Source organism: Streptomyces sp. NPDC026522, from assembly GCF_055567555.1.
The window spans coordinates 1-19,163 of record NZ_JBVHQF010000013.1 but is presented as its reverse complement, the minus strand read 5'-3'; the positions used below and the strand labels follow the sequence as shown (position 1 = coordinate 19,163).

The following is a 19,163-nucleotide window of genomic DNA, read 5'->3' as shown; positions in this document are numbered from 1 at the left end:
CTTGGAACCCCACTGCCGGACTCCCGGTGCGCGCGCCCGCAGCCGACGCCTTCACCGAGGGTGTTACCGATACTGACTTCACTGCGGTACTGCGAACTGCACGGCGGCCCCTGATCACTGCGGGCCACCCGGTCCGGCCGCCAGTCCCGTCGCCGTCCTCCACAAACCCTGGCTTCGGAACTCCGCCGCCGCACCGTCCTGCGGTACTGCACCTACGGGTACTGCGTACTGCTGCCCGGCAGTTCGTCTCTGCCGGGCCCTTCGGCCTTGCTGGTTACGAGAGAAACCATAACCACACCACCACCCAATGTCTACTCCACACAAGACAGATTTCTGCGTGTTCGACGGAGAGGTAATCGAGCTCGAACGATGTCGGGAAGCAGACACGCGCGCGACAGAAGCCGGGTAGGCGGCCGTGGGCCGGGTACAAGAGCCGGGGGCCGGAGAACGGGCACGAGGATCTACGGACCTGAGGCTGCCGCCTGGCCTTCCTCGTACCTCTCGTACCCTCGCTGGCAGAGGCGGCCGCGGAGACCGTGGTCCTGGTCGTCTCCGAGCTCGGCACCAACGCCCTGCGCCACGCCGGCGGCGACGAGGATCGTGCCGTAGGTGCGGCCCCTGCGGAAGGCGAACTCGTCGACTCCGAGTACTCGCGGAGACCGTTCCGGCGCCGTCGGTGGTTCCAGTAGCGCCAGCAGTCGCGAGCGTCCGGCGGCGAGCTGCATGCGGCGGCACAGCCGTTCGCCGGCCCGCCCGCCGAGCTCGACCGCGGCCTGGCGGAGCCAGGTCTACAGCCCGGGGCTGGAGCGGCGATACCGCTCGCTCCGCTGACCTGCTCCACAAACGTCCGCCGCGTACACGAGGCCCCATCGCAGAAGAACCGCCGGACCCGCAGCTACACGCGCAGCCTTCTCCCAGACAAGGGCCGCTCGGCCAGAGACCGCTCGTAGCGCGAATGCACCCGCCGAGCTCGAGCCCGGCATCCCGGGCATCTGGGTGGCGGCCCGCAAGCGGCCGCCCACCACGACCAGGTCCCCCGCCGTGAACTGCACAAACGCACATCGACGTCCGGGAACAGCACATCATCCAGTGAGTAAACCCCCACCAGCCACCCATGCCCAGACGAAACGTTCCGACATGCGGCCCCTGACCTGGGATTTCGCGGAACTCCGGTCAGAGCCCGAGTTTCCCCAGGGCGGCTCTTTGTTCCCCAGCCGGTTGCTGCGGCAACTGGAGCCGGGGCCGCGCGCTCGTGGAGTGTGCGGGCCGTGCCGAGCGGTCAAGGGCGCCTGCGGCGGCACTTCGCGCTGGGCTGCGCCCACCCTGGACAGCTCGCCCCGCCCCTGGATCTGGCCGGCTGTCGGCCAGCCCCTCCGCTGTGGCGCTGGACCGCAGGCCAGCGCCCGGGGGGGGAACTTGGGGGTTCCGACCGCGGTTCCGTGAAAGCCCAGGTCGCCGTGCTTAGCCGGGTCGGTCACGGAATCCAGCTGGCAACCACCCGCTCCGCCACCGAGAAGTCCGTCCCGCAGTCTGGGCAGGCGGCTCGTCCGAACAGATACGGAATGCCGTGAGCCAGGCTCTCCTGCCCGTCCGCCATCGCTCGCGTGAACAACCTCTGCGGCAGCCCGTCCAACTCTTGGGCTCGCACCGGTTGGAGGGGCGACTTCTCCACCTCTCGCAACGCGTAGTCATCGCTGCAGCAGAAGTAGTCGTCCTGTCCGATCACGACGAACATGTTGACGCCGCAGTACGGGCAGTCGACCTCGTACTCCCCGGTCTGCAGACCGTCCAGGCAGCGGTCCCAGATCTCGACGCCCTCGAAAGAGAGCAGGGCCTGCAGCAGGTTCACGTACTCCTCGGCCTCGACCGCCCGGCTTAGGTGGCGATCGGTGAGACGGTGCAGAACCCCGATCGGGGCCGAGTGGACCGCCAGAGGGCTGTCAGGCTCCGACAGCCCGGGCGAACAGGAGACTATTGCCCCGGATGCCAGCAGCACCCGGACCAGATCCTCCGGCCCGCAGGCGCCCGCAATCTCGGCCAGCCGTGGAAGAGCTGCATAGCTGGCAGGGAAGGCTGCGCCCAGCTGTGGACATAGATGGTCCATCATCTCGGACCACACACCACTCGGATCGGCCTCGAAACGGTCCAGGAGACCAGGCACGTGTTCCGCGGAACCGCACGCGTCGGTGAGCGTCGACCAATCCGTCATGCGTTCATCCAACCAGGTGACACCGGACGGACTGCACGAGGTCGACCAACTCCGGGATGCTTCACGGAACTGCGGTCAGAACCAAAACTCGGGATCCGCATCAGCCCCGAATGCGGACATGCTGCCGAATGCGCCGTCGCGTGGCAGCGTGGAAGGCACAGCCCTGCGAGTGCGAGGAGTCCCCTCGTGGGCGGTACGCAGGAAAAGCGGCCCTGGTCCGGCAAGGGAGCCGACGAGGTACCGCCGAAGTCGCAGATCCCGGCCGGGCAGGACCCGGTCCACCCCACGGAACCCGACCGGCCCACTCGCGAGCAGGAGAAGGCGGCCCCGCGCCGCCGAGAGCAGGACACACCCGATGAGGACGACTACGCGGGCGGTTACGACGAACTGTAGAAGATCCGGAACGGTGTCGCGAGCGGTCGTACAGAACTCAAGCCGGACAAGTTCTGGTGCTCCCTTGCCGCTGGCGCCCTTGCACGAGCGCCCGGAGGAGCGATGGAGGGCATACCCGGCTGGTCCGGTGGGGAATGTGGACCCATGATCTACGGCCCCCATCGAAGCAAGGGCGCGCCCGTCATGGGTGGGCTGCCCGGTCGCGACGGACCTTTCGGGCGCCGGCCGGAAACGCAAGCCGGCGACGGCGTGCCGGCCTCGCTGACGCTGTTGTGCCCGCACTGCCCCTCAGGGCCAGGCGAGGACCATGCCCGGACCATCGCTGCGTCTGGGAACCGGCTCACCCGGACGTGGCACCTCTGCTCATGCCCTCACCGCGCGGCCGACCGCGTCCTCGCAGGAGAAGAAGAGTGAGGGGCGAGACGAGCGCGGCCTTCCTTGAGGGTGCTGTGTTCCCGAGCGCCAGGCCGGCAGGCACCCCGGCGGGCGGGTCGGCGGAGCCAGCCGGAGCATCCGAGGCGCCGGTGGTCGACGGGCGGGCTCTGAAGAGTATTGACCTCATCGTGCACGCGGTCCGGGACGGCGACGACGCCGCCATCGACACTCTGCTGACCGCCCTGGCCGCCGTCGCGGACATCACCGCCCTGCTGCACCTGCGCGAGCGGCTGTACCGGCCGCTGTAAGGATCAAGTTCATGCACGGAGGAACAGGTCACCGCCCTCTACTGACTGCGAAAAGCCGTTCCAGGACGAGCCGGGACGACGGGGTACTTCACGGCCGTCGGCGAGCCACTGGCGCTCCACCGCGTCGTAGATCGGCGCATCTGAGACCTGCCCCCACTCCATGACAAGCCGGCCGAAGACCCACCCAGGAGGCGAAACGGTTTTCTCCATGCCCAGGCAACGAACCCGGTTCCCCGACGTTGCGGCACGTGACCACTCCGTCATCTCCCCACAGCCCTGAACGTGACCACGCCGTGGCGGGAGCCCCGTCCGTCTCGCCCACCTTTCGGCCGCCCACTCGTGTGAGTGAAGGCGGCCGGCCACCCGGCGGGGCACCGCCATCGAGTGAGGTCGCGGACGGCTCGTTTGTGGCAGTACTCCCTCCCCGAGGCAGGGTGCTCAGCGTCGGCCCCCGCCACCCAAGACAGGGGGCCACGCTTCGCCTGCACACGGGCCCGGCAACAGAAGCACCATGGCGGCAACTCGACCGCCGAGTACAGCGACCGCCGCTACGGCTTCGGACACCGAACTCGAAGCTCGCGACCAGAATTCGTTCAACACTGCCGGAGTTCGCGCAGCTGCACCACCGGTCGGACGGCTGCGGCCGGGCGCGCCGCAGGGAACGTACCCGGATCGAGGAAGGGGCGTGGTAATGGTATGGAAGACACCGAGCTGGACGGCCCGGAATGGGCCGCTACCCGCCGCCTGATCCCGCGATGCGGGCCCGCAGGACCGAACTACCGGTTCATGATCGACGGCACGCTGTGGCAGCAGAGTACCGGCGGGCGCTGGCACGGCCTGCCCACCCGCTACGGTCCCCGGCACCGCCGCACCGAACGACTGCGCCTGTGGAACGTCGACGGCACATGGCAGGCGATCCTCACCGCTCTCGCTGCAGGCCGCACTGTCCCCCGCGAGACGCAGAACAGCCGTACCGGCGAGAAGGCAGTCGATGACTGGAACACCCCGTGGCTCACCTGAACCCCGCCCCCGGCACCCGCCCCCGACACCCGGCAGTGGCCGGACACCGCCCGGTCGGCGCTCAGTCGGCGGACAGCTGACGAGCCGCCGCCGTCCCGAGGGCCGCACGGTATCCCGACGCGTCGAGGAGGGAGTGGAGATGGGCCAGGGGATTGGAGAGACGCAGCCTGTAGATCCACGATCCGTACGGGTCGCTGCTGATCGGTTGCGGAGCGCTCTTGAGTACCTCGTTCACGGCCACGACCTGCCCGCTCAATGGGGCATGGATGCCTGCAGCGGCCTTCGTGCCCCGCAGCACACCAGCCGCATCCCCGGCCCACAACAGCGTCCCCAACCCCGTCAACTCAACGGTTATAAGGTCTCCCAGCGCCTGCCTGGCGTGGTCGCTGATGCCGACCCACACCAGCCCGTCCGGTTCAGGGCGCACCCACTCGTGGCTCTCGGCGAAGTACAGGCCGGCAGGAATGTCGCACACAGTCAGGCCTTCCAGTCGAGACAACGCGCCAGGGCGGTTCCCGCCCGGGCGACATCCTGCCCCCACAGCAGCACCCATGAGGCAGTTTTGGACCATCCATGCCTCACGGATCTTCGCCATCGACCGCTGTAAAGGTGACACCGCCGACCACCCACCGCTGCGGCGGGCCGGATCACCGTGCGATCCGAGCACGCAATCGTGGCGGGACGGCGTTCGTCTTTCGCGGACCTACCGCTGCTACGGACCGTGGACGACCGGCCGCAGCCCCCCGCGGGCTGCGGCCGGCCTCCGTGGCCGGACGCCGGTGCACCAAACGCGGTCTCCGGCGCGTGGATCAGTGGCCGCTCCCTCGCGTGGCGCAGGGGGTGGGTGTGCTTCGGGTTGGTGGCGCGGTCAGTGTGGCTGACGTACTCGGTGTGGGGGTCTCCGTACGCCGCCTCCCCCACCACGACGACACCATCGAGGTCTGCGACGCCGCCACGGTCCGCCACCTCGGGTCGGCGTTCCTGGCCGCCGCCGCGAGCCGGGGGCAGATCCGCACCGTCCAAGCAGCACGAACCGCAGCCGCCCGTCGACTCAAAGCCGACCTGAAGGCCGCGGAGAAATTCCGCCGCCGCCGCTTCGAGGCCTCCGCCACCGCCGGCCCCCCACGCTCCCTCGCCTCCCCCACCGCCGACCGAGCCGAGGAAGAACTGAGCGCCACAGCGCAGGCAGACCGCCGCGCCCTGGCGCGCCCCGACCTTGCTCCGCACCGGCACCCGGACGCGGTGGTGTACGCCACCGGCGTCGCGTCCACCACCGCGACCTCGTCGGCCGACTTCGACCGGGACGCGGCCCAGGTGTACGAGACCATCCGCGCGTCCCGTGCCGACGGGCGACGGCTGGTGTTCCTGTCGACCGCCTCGGCCGCCATGGAGGAGGACGGCCCGGTGTACCCGTCGCTGCCGTACGGCCGGCGAAGGCGCCGCAGGCCGGCCCACCACCAGCGTCGTCAGGGCTGGTTCAGGTAGGTGAGGACCGCGCGGACACGGCGGTTGGTGTCATCGTCGTCCGTGACGCCGAGTTTGCCGAACAGGGAGGTCGTGTACTTGCTGATGGCGCCCTCGCTGAGGAAGAGGCGGCGCGCGATGGCGTGGTTGGACAGGCCCTCGGCCATCAGGCCCAGCACGGAGTGCTCGCGTTCGGTGAGCCGCCCCAGCCCGCGGTCGGGGGCGCTGCCGGACAACAGCTTCGCGATCACGGCCGGGTCCATGGCGGTACCGCCCGCCGCGACGCGCTCCAGGGAGCCGATGAACTGGTCGGCGTCGAACACGCTTTCCTTGAGGAGGTAGCCGACGCCGCCGGAGCCGTCGGCCAGCAATTCGCGGGCGTACAACTGCTCGACGTGCTGGGAGAGGATCAGGACCGGCAGGCCGGGGATCTCGGTGCGGGCGGTGAGGGCCGCGCGCAGGCCCTCGTCCGACTGGGTCGGGGGCATGCGGACGTCTATGACGGACACGTCCGGGCGGTGGGTCCGCAGTGCTTCGAGCGTCTCGGGTCCGGTGGCGGCCGTCGCGACCACTTCATGCCCGAACGCCTCGATCAGACGGACCATCCCGTCGCGCAGGAGGTACAGGTCTTCGGCTACGACTATTCGCATGGCACGGCCATCCTCACACGGGTCGGGCCGCCCTGGGGACTGGTGATCGCGAGCGTGCCGTCGAAGACGGCCAGCCGGCGGCGCAGGCCGGCGAGCCCACCGCCGGGCCGGATGTCGGCCCCGCCCCGGCCGTCGTCCTCGACCTCCACGACGATGCCCGTGTCGTCCCGGAGGAGACAGACGTGTGCCCGGGTCGCCCCGGCGTGCTTGACCGCGTTGGTGAGGAGCTCGGCGACGCCGAAGTAGACGGCGGACTCGATCGGCGGGTCCAGGCGCAGCGGGCCGCCGGCGCTGACCGCCACGCCGAGGGGGATGTCCAGCGCGAGCGCGCGTACGGCGTCGACGAGCCCGCGCTCGGTGAGGACGGGCGGGCTGATGCCCTGGATCAGTTCGCGGAGTTCGGTCAGCGAAGCGGCGGCGCCGGCCCGCGCCTCCCGCATCAGCGCCTTGGCCTGCTCGGGGTCGCGGTCCATCAGGCGCTCGGCGGTGGCCAGGGAGAGACCGAGTGCGACGAGGCGGGCCTGAGCGCCGTCGTGCAGGTCCCGCTCGATGCGGCGGATCTCGGCAGCCTGCGCGACGGTGGCGTCGGCGCGCTGGAAGGTCAGCTCGTCCACCCGCTCCGCCAGCACCATCGCGGGCGAGGGCCGCAGGAAGCGGACGGCCACCCGGTGGAGGGACCGCCAGGCGTACGGGGCGCAGCCGACGGCCAACAGCAGGGCACACGCCCCGACGAGACGAGCGACGGTTTCGGGCCGGGCGAGCGTGAGGACGGCGACGGCCAGCGCGGCGGGCGGGAGGGCGGCCACCACCCCCGCGGTGAGCGGGGCGATGACGGCGAACCGCAGATCGCGCCAGGTGGCGGGGTCGCTCCACCACAGCCGCATCCGCTGGTCCATGACGGCGTCCCGGCGGCTGCGCTCGTAACTGAAGCCGTTCCACCAGTAGCCGGTGGACAGTTGTATCACCGGCCGGGCCTCCCGGTGGCCGGCGGGGATGTCGGTACCGGTCCACCGCGCGACGAGGAACCGGACCGCCCGGCAGACGGTCTGCGCCAGGGCGAGCGTACCCGCGCACACGATCACGGCGGGCCCGATCCACGACCACGGGTGCTCCGCCCCGCACCACACCCCCAACCCCACGGCGGCGGCCCACACCATCGGCAGCAGCATGCAGACGGCGGCGCCGACACACGCCCGCCCGAACCCCACCCCGGCCCGTACCACCCAGGAACCCACCAGTCCCACGACTCCCCCTCGCTTCTCGTTCGATGCCCCCACTGTGCACCGCCGGCAGCCCGCGACGTCGCGGCTCGGCCGGGGAGTGGGCCTGGCCCCACCGCCCTGTGGGGCCAGGCCGATACCGGGTCGTACGGTGGCTCCGTAGCGTCGCAGCCATGGAAACCAACGCGAACTCCACGACCGACGCGAACACCACGACCACCGACCCGGTCCTGCTCAACAGCCCTGGTGTCCAGGCCGCCTTCGGCGCGACTCGGGTCAGCGTCAAGGTCTACGGCGCGGTCACCGCCACCGCCCTCCTGGTGGTCGTCGCGGTCGCGGGCACGGGCCACATGGTGAACCCGTTCATGTGGGTCCGGGCGATCCTGCTTCCCCTCGTCGCGGTGCTGCTGCACCGCCTGACCGTCTCCGCGTCCCAGGGCTCCCGCCGGTCCTACGAGCGCCTGCGCGGCATCTCGGTCGTCTTCCCGATCGCGATCGTCGGCGTCGACCTGATCCCGGGCGTCTGCCCGTGGTGGTACGCGGCGATGCAGACGCTCTGCGTACTCCCGGTCATCCGCGTCGCCTTCACGATGCGCGGCACGACCCTGCGAACGGCATTCCCCCAGACGCGCACGACGCGCGAGACCCGCAAGCCGCGCTGACGCCGGACCACTGCCGGTGGAGCCTCCGGGCCGGCGCACCGTGGCCGAGGAGCAAGTCCTCGCCCCGATGCCGGGCGGCATCTGGCCGTCTTCGCACAGCCGGCGGACGCCTGCCCGTACCTGCTGCTCACCTCGTCCCCGGCCCTCCCCTACCGGCTCGCCCACGACCGCACGACGCCGTGTCCTACGCAGGTGATCAGCGCGAGTGCTCTGACCGCTCGCCGGCCCTCTCCGAACCGGCGCCCTTTCGGGTAGAGGTGGCCTTGGCGTAAGTAGTGGCCTCGCCGCCGGTGGCCCTGGGGGTCTGGGCGCGCTCGACACAGGCACGCAGGGCCTCCATCAGGTCGATCACGCCGGCGGCCTTCGCCACGGGTTCGCCAGAGCCACCTCGCCGACTCCCGGCGGTCACGGCGTATTTTGCCGCGGGCCGCCAACCGCACCCCGCCCCCTCACCCCCGAAAAAAATCCCAGCGTGCAGAATGATCTGCATGTCGATAGCAAATACCCCAAAAACGGCAACGCTCGACGACGCACCGCTCATCAGCGGCACCCTGGCCCGCGCCTTCGACGACGACCCGATGATGCGCTGGTTCTTTCCCGACGTCGCCTCGCGCGAGGCGACGCTCACCCGCTACTTCAACACCCTCTTCACCCGCCAGTACGGCCTCCACGGCGTCTGCGAGCGCACTGAGGCCTCGGCCGCGTTCTGGGTGCCGCCGGAGGCGCAGGCCAAGGCCGTGCCCGACGCGGAGACCATCCAGCAGCTGATGGGCATCCTCGGCGACCGCGCCCCGCTGTTCCGGGACGCCGTCGGCGAGGCCGCCCAGCACACCCCCCAGGAGCCGCACTGGTACCTGGCGCTGATCGGCGCCGACCCGGCCGCCCAGGGCCGGGGCCACGGCGCGGCCCTGCTGCGCTCGGGGCTGGCCAAGGCCGATACGGCGGCCCTGCCGGTGTACCTGGAGTCCTCCAAGCCGGAGAACCTGCCCTTCTACGAGCACTTCGGCTTCGCCGTCCGCAAGGAGGTACAGCTCCCGGGCGGTGGCCCGGTGCTGTGGGGCATGTGGCGCGAGCCGTGCCGTCCGGCCCACGCCACCTGAACCGCTGCCGCGGCGGGTGTGTTCGCCACGGCGGTGGCGGCCGCCGTGGCCCGGCTTCCCGGGCCGACCCGTCCCCTGACGGCGCGGCCGCACCCACCCGCACGGCCGCCGACGGCGGCTGACGCCGCGCCCACCGGGCACCGGACCAAAGGCCTGCCCATGCCCTGTGCACCGGTCGACCGGGACCAAGCCGCCGCAGTCGCGCCGATCGAACCGGCACGAATCCCCGAGGCGGCGTACGGCCGTGCCGAACCACCCCCGAAGCCGACCATTCCGCATCACCGACCGGCTCGAATCCCCCCGCACCGCGGATGACACCGCCTTCGGCGTGCTGGGGCACGGCGGACGTCGACGCCCTGCCAACCCCGCGTACCGAGGCCGAGTGGGAGCAGGTACACGCGCCGGAGAAAAGCCGTCGCTCGGCCCCCGATCGACAGCACACCCCTCCAGGACAACCGTCCGCCAACGCTTCAGCCGCCCACCGGTGCGACCCCGTGCGCGGGCCGCGCCGGACGCCGGACACCGCTCGGGCCAGACCGGATCCCGCCGGGCCGCCCACTCAGCGCGTCCGCGAACGGCCCGGACCGGGCCATGAGCATCGCGAGCACCGGCCGCGCGGCTGCGTCGACGGGCCGGTGCCGGGCGTCGGTGACGACGCCGTGCGCCGCGTCGCACCCGCCTGCCACGCCCTGCCGGCCGAGGAGTTGGCCGAGGAGTGCACGTCACAGAGACCGTGCCCGGCCCTGCCATCCGGCTGCTCACGTGGCGGTACCCGACCCGACCGAAAAATGGGCGGCAACCTTCTCGCCGCCTGCGGCCACTGAGTGGTGAGACACCGGCACGCTCCTACGAGGGGATGAACATGCAAGAGACACGCCAGGCCGCGCGGCAGCACCGGTGCAGGGGCAGACGAGGGCTGATGGTGGGCACCATCACGGGGCTGCTCGTCGCGGGTCTTCTCGTCTGCCTGGCCATGACGATGCAACCTGACCGTAAGGAGAGTGCGGGGCGGGCCACGGCCGTCGGCGACGCCCAAGGGCGTCGCCCGCCGACATCGCCGGGCGAGAAGTCCTCCTCAGCTCCCCCGTCGGCGCCCTCCGCGACCCTGTCGGCCTCCGCGAGGACCCCGATGCCCGCCGACGCCACGTCCCCGACTGCTTCCCCGAGCACGTCGGCGGCGCCGCCGACGGTGGCAGCCCCACGCGGGGCCCCCGCCACGTCATCCCTGGCCGGGCGGATTCGGCCCCAGAGCACCTACCAGGGAGTCGCCACCGTCTACAAGGCGGGAGTCGGGGACGGCGCCTGCTCCTACGGCCCGAGCGACGACATGATGATCGCGGCGATGAACACCGCCGACTACGAGACGTCCAAGGCCTGCGGGGCGCACGTGGTCGTCCGCGCGGCGAATGGCGCCTCCGTTACGGTCCGGATCACCAACGAGTGCCCCCTGCCTTGTGGGACCGGCCAACTCGACCTCAGCGAGCAAGCCTTCGCCAAACTGGCCCCCATCTCGACCGGCCGGATCGCGATCACCTGGAGCCTGGTCAGCCCCGACACGGCGGGCGCGATATCGATCCGCTACAAAAACGGATCCAGCCCCTATTGGTGCGGCATTCAGGCAATCGGCCACCGCAACCCGCTGGCGCGGCTGGAAGTCCGAACGAGCGACGGCTGGCGCCAACTGGCCCGCACCGCGTACAACTACTTCCTCTCCCCCGACGGCAGCGGGTGTGGCGGCGCCGTCAGGATCACCGATATCTACGGCGAACGACTGACCATCGACGGGATCGCTCTGCGGCCGGAAGCCGTGCAGCCGACGCAGGTCCAATTCGCACAGCACTGATCTTCTGCGCACCATGCCGGCCCTCGACCGAGGTGTACGGGCAGGGCAGCGGCAACAGGAGACCGCCTATCAGTCAGCGGGGGATCGGCACCGGCATGCCGCCAGCCCAAGCCTGCGCCTCGGTCACTCAGCGAGAGCTCGTGTGCGACCTCGGCGGGGGAACTTTCCGACGTGCGCGGTCCGGACTCCATCGCCCCGGCTCCACGGCGCCGAACACAACGTGATCCGAGAGTTCCTCGAAACCCCCGGAGTCCGTGCGACATGACCTGTCCGGTGCCTCCTCGGCACGGGCTCGGCACGGGTGTTCCGTGCATCCGGGACGGAGTCCTGAGCGGCATCGAGCAGTCAGGGGTTGCTGTGGCCGCAGGAGGGCCGGACGACGGGCCCGGGCCTCTTATCCTCCCGGAGGCGGAAGTCGGCGCGGCGAGGCGATCACAGGCGCGGGAGGACCGGGGCCGACGATCTTCCTCGTCGGGATCGGCGGTCCGCCGGGGAGAGTTCTTCCCATCGACGCGCGGCCGGGGCTGGAAGACCACCCCCGCCCAACTCTGCGTTGCAACCTGCGTCCGAGCCTCGGTCACGTGGCCGGTCGACCACCGTTACCTGCCGCAGGGCTTGCGGCCCGCATGTCTGCGACCCGGGGCCGACCGGGACGGCCGTCGATCCTCGGAGGTGAGCAGGTTCCCTGCTGCGTCACGGCGACCGTCCCGGCTGCTGCCCGGATACCCCCGAATACTCGTTTCCACCCGTTACCTGTAGGTATATGCGCCAAGACGCAACGACGTGACGGTGGCCTGCGCCCCCTCGGACAGGGGACGGCAGGCCACCGTCATCCAGCATCACGGATGCGTCGTGCCGGGCGGCTACCAGCGATACCAGCGGCCGCTGCCACCCTTGGGACGGGCGACGAAACCGATCAGCCACAGCACCAGCACGGCGATGGCGACCCACCAGAGGATCTTCACCGCGAAACCGGCACCGAAGAGGATCAGGGCGAGCAGAAGAACGAGAAGCAGGGGAACCATAGTTATCAACCTCCGAAGCGCCTTCTGCCCGACCATCCTCCACCTATGCAGCCTATTTTTACGTGTTTCTTATGCCGGCAGGCGGGCAAGAGAACGCGCTCACGTTCCGGGGCGGTTCGCCAAAGGCCCCTGCTACGGCCGCCTCCCCTGGCCTCAGCGCGCCGCTTGGCGCAGGCCGGTCATCGCGCGGGCACCATGGCGGCGTCGCTCACGGTCCTGCCCGAGCCGTGCGACCCAGGAAGCCGACGAAAACGGGCTGCGTTGCGGGGTTTGGGACCGACGGTTGTGAGTAGAAGAGCGGTCACGACCAATCCGGTACTTCACGAGGAGGTCCCCATGTCGGGCACGGAGAAGAACAAGGCGCACGCCGAGAAGCTCAAGGGCAAGGTCAAGGAAACCGTCGGACGCGCCGTCGGCAACGACCGCATGACCGCCGAAGGCCGCGCCGACCAGGCCAAGGGCAGCGCCCGCCAAGCCAAGGAAGACACCAAGGACGCCTTCCGCCACTGACCACCTCACAAAAAGACCGCTGTGCACCACCCGGCCCCGACCCTCTCCCCCAGGGTCGGGGCCCGGTCATGTCCCGGTGCCCGGCCCCGGCGCAGCGAGGACCGTGGTCAGCGAGTGGCCGCCCCCTCGTCCGGGGCGTCCCAATGCGGCCACGACTCGTCGGAGTTGGGGGAAGACCGCGGTGACGTCGACCGGCGGCGGCGTGGTACGGATGAAGGTCATCGCACCGAGGCTGCCAGCACCCTCCGACACCGGGCGTACCGAGCTGCGACAGCGAACGCCGAGCAGCATGCGCGGGCCGCCCGACGGTGGCGGGGGCGCCGATCCACCCGATCGTGGTGACTTTCCAGCCAAGCTGTCGGGCTGCCTTGCCCGGCACGGTTCGCACCGAACTGCCCTGGCCGATGACCGCTACGTCGTGGTGGTGGGCTGCGGCGGCTTGTCCTTCTGCGACTGCACCGGCAATGTGCGCTGCTGACCGCCTCCCGTACGGCGAAGGCCAGAGGCAGCGACGTGCGGCCTTACGCCGTCGCGCAGCGTCGGCAAGGCTGCAGCGGCTGACCCACGCCGGCAGCCCTTCGGCATCGAGCAGCCCAAGGCACGACGAAGCCATGACCGGGCGATTACGACGGTGCGCGGAGTCCTCTGCCAACCACTGCCGGCGACCTCCCGCAGAGGACGCGCGATCCGCAGCGCGCAGTACGGCGTGCACCACCAGTCGATCCAGCCCCTGACCGCCGTGGTGAAGGCTCAGCCCGCGAAGGGGAAGGGCCTTCGCTTGAGTGAATTGTCTTCGGGTAGACGCGTCACCGACGAAGATTGTTTCTTGGAGGTCCGGTCGAGAGGGGTGCCACATGCTGGGGCAGTTGCAGTCCGCCGAAAGCGTCGAGGTGAAGACGGTGTACAGCTGCCGTCCCCGATGTGCCGCCCAGGCGCGGGAGACTGCCGGAGCCTTCCTCTCGTGTCTCAGCCCGCCCCCGCCCTCGGGTACCGCGCAGGACGTGATGCTGGTGGTCTCCGAGCTCGTCACCAACGCAATCCGTCATGCAGGCAGGGTTACGGCGGTACGCCTTACGGCCGGGCCTTTCACGCTGCAGGTCGACGTCCTGGACCCGAGTCCCGTCCTTCCACAGAACCGGCTGCCCGACCTGACAGGGCGAGATGGCGGCTTCGGCTGGCCGATGGTCCAGCGGATCGCCCGCTCTGTGGCTGTGCGGCGCAGCCCGCAGGGCAAGGTCGTACGGGCCACCCTCAGCCGTTGACGGCCAGCGGATCCGGCCTGCCCGCCCGCACTCACGCTTCGCGTGCAGCCCGAGGTGACCTCGGTACGCCGCGACGGGGCGGACACGCAGTTGCCGCCAACATCCGAAACCCGGCTGGTGGACGTCGATCTGGATCCGCCGTTCCCGAGCGCACCCGGCCTGCGGACTGTAGACCTTCTGGCCCACCCCAGGTTCGTCGCCCGGTTCCCCGCGCGTGGTGTCCACGACGCCGACACTGGCCCGGGCCGCCGCCGCCGCCGCCGACAAGCGTGCTGCATACGTCAGCGATGGCGGCAATTTGTTGCCAGGGGAGGCCTCCTGCGGGGGACCAGCAGACGTCCGACCTGCGGGAACGGTAGGGCTCGTGGGAGACGGGGTACACCCGCTCTCGCCGCTATGCGATCGTCCAGACCAGATGGGGACGGCGGCGCGGCGGGGTCCGGAGCGGGACACCCGAGGACGATCCTGCGGGTGTGTGACCCGCTCGTCCCCGCCAGGCCTTCGATGTGCTCTCCGGGCGGCCGGACGGGCGGATCAGCGCAGCCCGGCGAAGAGGTCGTTCTCGGGCAGGGGCGCGCCGGTGGGGTCCTGGACGCGTACGAAGGTCTCCATGCCCATCAACTGGCCGAACCTCTCCTTGCCCATCCTGAGGAAGAAGATGTTCTCGCCCTGACTGGCGTGCGCGGCCAACGCGTCGAACTTCTGACCGCTGAACGCAGTGGTGTCCACCCATGTCGTGATCTCGTCGTCGGGAAGACCGATCTCGGCCATCACGGCGGCCTCGGCCGGATCAGGCTCCGGCATGTCCGCCTGGAACTCGCGCATGACCTCGCCGAACCGCTGCATCGCCGAGCGGGGCACCGTGGTCCAGTAGACCTTCGGTGCCAGCGAGGTCATCTCCAGTGCCGCCATCGTGATGCGGTGGGCCTGGATGTGGTCGGGGTGGCCGTAGAAGCCGTTCTCGTCATAGGTGACGACCACATCGGGCCGGTAGTGCCGCATGAGTTCAGCGAGTCGGGCCGCGCCTTCCTGCACGGGGGTCTGCCAGAACGATCCGGTAGCGTCGTTGCTCGGCCAGCCCGCCATCCCGGAGTCGGCGTAGTCCAGCATCTCCAGATCGCTGACCTTCAGGACGGCGCAGCTCGCTTCGAGTTCTTGCCGGCGCATTGCGGCGACCGCCGCGGGGTCGTGACCGGGGTTGCCCGGCTTGACGCCCCCCGCGCCGTCTCCACAACCACCGTCGGTACACGTGACCAAAACCGTGCGGATGCCTTCCGCCGCGTATCGCGCGAGGATCCCTCCGGTTCCGGTGGCCTCGTCATCGGGGTGGGCGTGTACTGCCATGAGCGTCAAGGGCCGGCCAGTCATGAAACAGTCCTCCTGCAAGGAAAAAGGCATACGTCTTAGTCCGAGCGCGCGGCGGGCGTACCGCGAGCCTGGGTTCCGGATCCTGATGGCACGCACGACCTTATGGTCTCCGTACTCCCCGTGCGGCGCCGGTCCCTCAGATGATGCAACCGTGCGGCCGGACCGCATGTTCCCGGCACGGCCGTCCGGCCCCCCAGGCGTCGGCACTCGGCTGCCGGGCCGAGGACGTTGCGGCCGCCGCCGTCGGGGATCCTGCCGGGGTACCCGGGTCCCCGTCACTGCTTCGGTCGCTGTGTCACGCGTCCACTTCACATCCGGTGCGTGCCGCGTGCAGGGTGTCTTGACCGCTCAGTAGTTAGCTGCCATATTAACTCGCATGAGTGACGAGGACGCGACGGCAGGTACTACACCCACCCTCGATCAGGCACGGAAGCAGATCGCGCAGTACGGGCTTGACGCCGATCCGCAGGCCGTACTCGTCGCCGTGCGCCTGATGGCGGCGGGGGCGCGCCTGGACCGGGCGTCAGAAGTGCACTTCTCGCGTTCCGGGCTGTCGACCGGGCGCTACCGCCTGCTGGTGGACCTGGAGGACAGTGACGGAGAGAAGTCGCCGTCGCACCTCGCGAGGAGCCTTGGCGTCTCGCGCGCTACCGTGACCGGTCTTGTCAGCGGGCTGGAGCGCGAAGGTCTGGTGGCTCGCCGCGCCTCCGTGGAGGACGGGCGGGGCGCGGTGGTGGTACTCACCGCGCGCGGCGCCCAGCGGCTGCGCGACATGGCCGCGGACCACTTCGCGCGACTTGAGGCATTGGTCGACGGATTGAGCGTCGACGAGCGAGGGCTGTTCCTGGACCTTCTGGAGCGGATTACCCGGCGGATCGGCGCGCTGACCGCCGACTAGCACCCCCACGTTCCGCGAGAAGCAGTCGCCTTGACTGAGCGGGGCTCAGTCACACCCTAATAGTTAGCTTCCTAAGTATCTTCGAGGAGACTCGTGAGCCCTCCCCACAGAACCTCTCCACCCGGTTCCGCCACGCGCCCGTTCGTCCTTTGGCAGGAAGTCGCGGTCGCCTATTCGGCCCCCGCTCTCACCGCCGGGCTCGGCGGATTCCTCACCGGGCAACCCGAACTCACCATGGCCGCCCTCACCTCCATCGGGGCCACGTCCGCTCTCGTGGCCTGCATCGTCGGCGCCTGGCTGCACCGACGTGGCCGGCCGCGGCGCTGGACGACCTCGGCGCCGCGACTGGCGCTCGCCCCCGCACTCGCCGTTGCGGCGGCCGCAGTCGCCGCACTGCTCGGGTGGTTCGCATCGCAGTGGCTGCCGTCGCACACGCCGGTGCCCGACGCCGGATGGCTGGAGCGACTGCGGATCGACCTGCCGCTCTCGGCCGCACTGGCCGCCGCCATCGTCACCTGGAGGTGGCACGGTGCGACCTGCCGGCAACAGACGTGACCCGGCCCTCCCGCCCGTTCGCCAGACATATCGACCGTGAAAGGCTCACCGTGATCACCATCATGGGCGCAACCGGCGCCACCGGAGGCGCGCTGCTCCGCCGGCTGACCGAACTCGACGTCCCCTGCCGGGGCATCAGCCGGACTCCCGACACACTGCGCGCCGCCACCGGCGCAAGAACCCCGGTCGAGGTCGTCGGCGCGGACGCCGCAGACCCCCGCACACTCCGCGACGCCCTCAAGGGATCCACACAGCTGTTCCTCGCCATGGCCAACAGCCCGCGTCAAGCCGAGCTGGAGACCAACGCCATAGACGCCGCAGCCGCGTGCGGGGTACAGCACGTGGTCAAACTCTCCGCCCCGGCAGCCGAGCCCGCCTCACCAGTGGCCATCTCGCGCGGGCACTGGCGGGTTGAGGAACACCTGGCGGCAACCGGCATGACGGCTACCTTGCTCCGACCGTACGCCTTCATGCAAAAGCTGCTCCTGAACGCCCCGGCAGTCGCCCAGGGCGTACTCACAGGCGCGATGCGCGACGCCCCCTGCAACTACATCGACGTCCGGGACACCGCCGACCTGGCCGCCGAGACCCTTCTCGTTCCCGGCCTCGCCGGTGCCACCTACACCCTGACCGGCCCGCAGGCCTACAGCCACTCCGAACTCGCCCGCCTGCTAAGCGGACTGACCGGCCGCCCTGTCCGTCACATCGACCTGCCACCAAAGGAGTTCTACGGCCATCTGTTGACGACCGCACATATGCCACCCTGGCTCGCGAGCCACGTCGTAGAAATACAGCAACTGGCCATCGCCCGTCCGGAATCCCCCAACGACACCATCGAGACCGTCCTCGGCCGCCCGGCCAGGACGCTCCACGACTTCATCCGCGAGCACCTGCGCGCGTTCACCACCACCACCTGACCGACAGCTTGCCCGCCCGGTCCCGGGCCTGCGGCGCCGGGGCCGGTATCAGCCGCAGCGGCCACGGTGCACAGGGGTTCACTCAGGGGAGCCGGGGTCCCGGACGTCGACCAGTTCGGGCGGGCCGAGTGGTGCACGGACTGCGTCGGTCACGTGCCGGTTGGCGCGGCCCCTCGCCACGGCTCGGACGGGAGGAAGGGCGTGCTCGTCCGAGGCGGTGATCTCGTTCCCCCGTCCCCGCTCAACGCCGCACTGAGCTCTGGTCGCGCCTCAGCACCCGTATTCGAACTCACGTCCCCATAATCGCGACCTGGGCCGACGGGCCCCTTCCGATGGCGATCTCGGACACACCGCGATGATCTCTGTGGCGGCCGGCGCGACGGAGCGGAACAATCCATCACGGAACAGGTAACGCAACCGAGGAAGAGGAACGCCCCATGGTGGAGCAGGACGAGCGTTTCGATGTCGTCGTACTCGGCGCCGGCCCCGGCGGCTATGTCGCCGCTGTGCGCGCCGCCCAGCTGGGAAAACGCGTCGCCGTCGTGGAGGAGAAGTACTGGGGCGGGGTCTGTTTGAACGTGGGCTGCATCCCGACCAAGGCCCTCCTGCGCAACGCCGAACTCGCGCACATCTTCACCCGTGAGGCGAAGACGTTCGGGATCAAGGTCGACGGACAGGTCTCCTTCGACTACGGCGAGGCCTACCGCCGCAGCCGCAAGGTCGCCGACGGCCGCGTCAAGGGAGTCCACTTCCTGATGAAGAAGAACAAGATCACCGAGTACGACGGCCGCGGAACCTTCCTCGACCCGCACACGCTCCAGGTGACCGGTTACGACGGGGAGACCCGCACCATCGGTTTCGAGCACTGCATCATCGCCACCGGCGCCACGCCCCGGCTGCTTCCCGGCACCAAGCGCAGCGCCCGGGTGGTGACGTACGAGGAGCAGATCCTCGCCGAGGAACTACCGCAGTCCATCGTCATCGCGGGGGCCGGCGCGATCGGCATCGAGTTCGCCTACGTCCTGCACAACTACGGCGTGAAGGTCACCATCGTCGAGTTCCTGGACCGGATGGCGCCGCTGGAAGACGCCGAGGTCTCCGCCGAACTGGCCAAGCAGTATCGTCGGCTGGGCATCGACGTGCTCACCTCGACTCGTGTCGATTCCATCGACGAGTCCGGCCCGCAGGTCCGGGTCACGGTCACCGGCAAGGACGGCTCCCAGCAGGTCCTGGAAGCCGACAAGGTCCTCCAGGCCATCGGCTTCGCCCCGAACGTCACCGGGTACGGACTGGAGAACACCGGCGTCACGGTCACCGAGCGCGGCGCCATCGACGTGGACGGCCGCTGCCGCACCTCCGTTCCGCACATCTACGCCATCGGCGA

Annotated in this window: 19 protein-coding genes; 13 read left to right on the top strand and 6 right to left on the bottom strand. The window is 70.1% G+C overall.

Translation table 11 applies throughout. The features are described 5' to 3' along the window. Positions 1-1,474: 1,474 nt before the first annotated feature. Positions 1,475-2,209, bottom strand: a complete 735-nt coding sequence (locus ACZ4M3_RS29120) for a hypothetical protein (RefSeq protein ID WP_467737611.1) — start codon at positions 2,207-2,209, stop codon at positions 1,475-1,477. A 186-nt stretch (positions 2,210-2,395) separates the two neighbouring features. On the opposite strand from ACZ4M3_RS29120, the gene ACZ4M3_RS29115 reads away from it, so the two are divergent. Both ACZ4M3_RS29115 and ACZ4M3_RS29110 read left to right on the top strand, forming a co-directional pair. Beyond that, on the top strand, positions 2,396-2,602 hold the full coding sequence (locus ACZ4M3_RS29115; protein WP_467737609.1) for a hypothetical protein: 207 nt from the start codon (positions 2,396-2,398) through the stop codon (positions 2,600-2,602). Between the two features lie 1,379 nt (positions 2,603-3,981). Then, complete coding sequence (locus ACZ4M3_RS29110) at positions 3,982-4,305, top strand: transposase (RefSeq protein WP_467737607.1); 324 nt, start codon at positions 3,982-3,984, stop codon at positions 4,303-4,305. Positions 4,306-4,366: 61 nt separating this feature from the next. Here ACZ4M3_RS29110 and ACZ4M3_RS29105 read toward each other — a convergent pair whose 3' ends face one another. Beyond that, positions 4,367-4,900 carry a glycine cleavage system protein H gene (locus ACZ4M3_RS29105; RefSeq protein WP_467737605.1) on the bottom strand — a complete coding sequence of 178 codons (534 nt, stop codon included), beginning with the start codon at positions 4,898-4,900 and terminating at the stop codon, positions 4,367-4,369. Between the two features lie 278 nt (positions 4,901-5,178). Here ACZ4M3_RS29105 and ACZ4M3_RS29100 point away from each other — a divergent pair, with 278 nt between their 5' ends. Next, positions 5,179-5,790: a hypothetical protein gene (locus ACZ4M3_RS29100; RefSeq protein ID WP_467737603.1), complete on the top strand. Its 612-nt coding sequence runs from the start codon at positions 5,179-5,181 to the stop codon at positions 5,788-5,790. On the opposite strand, the gene ACZ4M3_RS29095 is transcribed toward ACZ4M3_RS29100, so the two are convergent. After that, complete coding sequence (locus tag ACZ4M3_RS29095; RefSeq protein WP_467737601.1) at positions 5,772-6,419, bottom strand: response regulator transcription factor; 648 nt, start codon at positions 6,417-6,419, stop codon at positions 5,772-5,774. The two genes, ACZ4M3_RS29100 and ACZ4M3_RS29095, sit on opposite strands and share 19 nt — an antisense overlap. Then, entirely contained in the window at positions 6,410-7,663 is a 1,254-nt protein-coding gene (locus ACZ4M3_RS29090; protein ID WP_467737599.1) for a sensor histidine kinase, read from the bottom strand. Before ACZ4M3_RS29090 ends, ACZ4M3_RS29095 begins: the two co-directional genes overlap by 10 nt. 149 nt (positions 7,664-7,812) lie before the next feature. Between ACZ4M3_RS29090 and ACZ4M3_RS29085 the strand changes: the two genes are divergently transcribed. From ACZ4M3_RS29085 to ACZ4M3_RS29075, 3 genes are all read left to right on the top strand, one after another. After that, a complete protein-coding gene (locus tag ACZ4M3_RS29085; RefSeq protein ID WP_467737597.1) occupies positions 7,813-8,301 on the top strand; it encodes a hypothetical protein in 489 nt (162 codons plus the stop codon). Positions 8,302-8,780: 479 nt separating this feature from the next. Next, the gene (locus tag ACZ4M3_RS29080) at positions 8,781-9,401 is read left to right on the top strand and encodes a GNAT family N-acetyltransferase (protein ID WP_467737595.1); all 621 of its coding nucleotides are present in this window, start codon (positions 8,781-8,783) and stop codon (positions 9,399-9,401) included. An 856-nt stretch (positions 9,402-10,257) separates the two neighbouring features. Then, on the top strand, positions 10,258-11,244 hold the full coding sequence (locus ACZ4M3_RS29075; RefSeq protein WP_467738001.1) for an expansin EXLX1 family cellulose-binding protein: 987 nt from the start codon (positions 10,258-10,260) through the stop codon (positions 11,242-11,244). An 863-nt stretch (positions 11,245-12,107) separates the two neighbouring features. Here the strand turns inward: ACZ4M3_RS29075 and ACZ4M3_RS29070 are convergent. Next, positions 12,108-12,269, bottom strand: a complete 162-nt coding sequence (locus ACZ4M3_RS29070) for a hypothetical protein (RefSeq protein WP_037792689.1) — start codon at positions 12,267-12,269, stop codon at positions 12,108-12,110. A 336-nt stretch (positions 12,270-12,605) separates the two neighbouring features. Here ACZ4M3_RS29070 and ACZ4M3_RS29065 point away from each other — a divergent pair, with 336 nt between their 5' ends. From ACZ4M3_RS29065 to ACZ4M3_RS29055, 3 genes are all read left to right on the top strand, one after another. Then, the gene (locus tag ACZ4M3_RS29065) at positions 12,606-12,779 is read left to right on the top strand and encodes a CsbD family protein (RefSeq protein WP_467737593.1); all 174 of its coding nucleotides are present in this window, start codon (positions 12,606-12,608) and stop codon (positions 12,777-12,779) included. 181 nt (positions 12,780-12,960) lie between these two features. Beyond that, entirely contained in the window at positions 12,961-13,257 is a 297-nt protein-coding gene (locus tag ACZ4M3_RS29060) for a hypothetical protein (protein ID WP_467737591.1), read from the top strand. Positions 13,258-13,633: 376 nt separating this feature from the next. Next, positions 13,634-14,041 (top strand): ATP-binding protein, encoded by a 408-nt coding sequence (locus ACZ4M3_RS29055; protein ID WP_467737589.1) that lies wholly within the window; start codon positions 13,634-13,636, stop codon positions 14,039-14,041. 534 nt (positions 14,042-14,575) lie between these two features. Here ACZ4M3_RS29055 and ACZ4M3_RS29050 read toward each other — a convergent pair. Continuing rightward, entirely contained in the window at positions 14,576-15,409 is an 834-nt protein-coding gene (locus ACZ4M3_RS29050) for a PIG-L family deacetylase (protein ID WP_467737999.1), read from the bottom strand. Between the two features lie 376 nt (positions 15,410-15,785). Between ACZ4M3_RS29050 and ACZ4M3_RS29045 the strand changes: the two genes are divergently transcribed. The 4 genes from ACZ4M3_RS29045 to ACZ4M3_RS29030 all read left to right on the top strand — a co-directional run. Then, positions 15,786-16,307 (top strand): MarR family winged helix-turn-helix transcriptional regulator, encoded by a 522-nt coding sequence (locus ACZ4M3_RS29045; protein ID WP_467737587.1) that lies wholly within the window; start codon positions 15,786-15,788, stop codon positions 16,305-16,307. A gap of 93 nt (positions 16,308-16,400) precedes the next feature. Further along, the gene (locus ACZ4M3_RS29040) at positions 16,401-16,862 is read left to right on the top strand and encodes a hypothetical protein (protein WP_467737585.1); all 462 of its coding nucleotides are present in this window, start codon (positions 16,401-16,403) and stop codon (positions 16,860-16,862) included. A gap of 50 nt (positions 16,863-16,912) precedes the next feature. Then, positions 16,913-17,779 carry an NmrA family NAD(P)-binding protein gene (locus tag ACZ4M3_RS29035; RefSeq protein WP_467737584.1) on the top strand — a complete coding sequence of 289 codons (867 nt, stop codon included), beginning with the start codon at positions 16,913-16,915 and terminating at the stop codon, positions 17,777-17,779. Between the two features lie 437 nt (positions 17,780-18,216). Further along, the coding region (locus ACZ4M3_RS29030; protein ID WP_467737582.1) for a dihydrolipoyl dehydrogenase family protein at positions 18,217-19,163 on the top strand (947 nt) is incomplete at its 3' end.